The sequence below is a fragment of the Pseudomonas sp. EA_65y_Pfl1_P113 genome (genome assembly GCF_963970525.1).
Lineage (GTDB): Bacteria > Pseudomonadota > Gammaproteobacteria > Pseudomonadales > Pseudomonadaceae > Aquipseudomonas > Aquipseudomonas tritici.
This window is the reverse complement of sequence record NZ_CAXAQM010000346.1, coordinates 1-529: the sequence shown is the minus strand read 5'-3', so window position 1 is coordinate 529 and position 529 is coordinate 1. Positions and strand designations below refer to the sequence as shown.

The following is a 529-nucleotide window of genomic DNA, read 5'->3' as shown; positions in this document are numbered from 1 at the left end:
CATGCCGTTTCGACGCCGCATTATGCGCGGGGCGACCTGGAAACCGCGACCGCGCGCGAAGTGGCACGCGCGCGGCAAACGCAGTTCGCGGCGGCGCGCGAAACCATCGCGAACACGCTGGATACACATGGCATCGCCTTCACCCCGGTCGAGCATTTGCGCGCCGCGGATTGGGTCGCGAGTGGCGAGCTGACACCGGGTGCGGCGATTGCCCGCGTGGTGAACGACTATGCTCGCGACGCCCTTGACGTGATTGCACAGGAAGCGGAGAATACACGCTATGCCGACCTCGCCGACGAATTCGAACACACTCTCGCAGCGCGCGATCACGGCGCTGAAAGAGGCGTCGGCCAATCCGGCCTTGGCGATGGACGTGCAGGCAGTGGCGGCGCGCGCGGCGAGCAACCTGGCGGCGCTGCAGCGGATGCTCGCGAAGAAGCCGGACTAAACGGCCCCGTCCTGGCGGAAGCGCCGGGGCCATCCCTCGACGATCCCAACGGCCCGGCCGGAAAGGCGATTGCCGAAAGCA

Annotated in this window: 1 protein-coding gene; it reads left to right on the top strand. The window is 67.5% G+C overall.

The annotated features are described in order from the left end of the window. Positions 1-60 precede the first annotated feature (60 nt). A partial coding sequence (locus AACY52_RS29970) for a hypothetical protein (RefSeq protein WP_339561328.1) occupies positions 61-529 on the top strand: 469 nt, incomplete at its 3' end.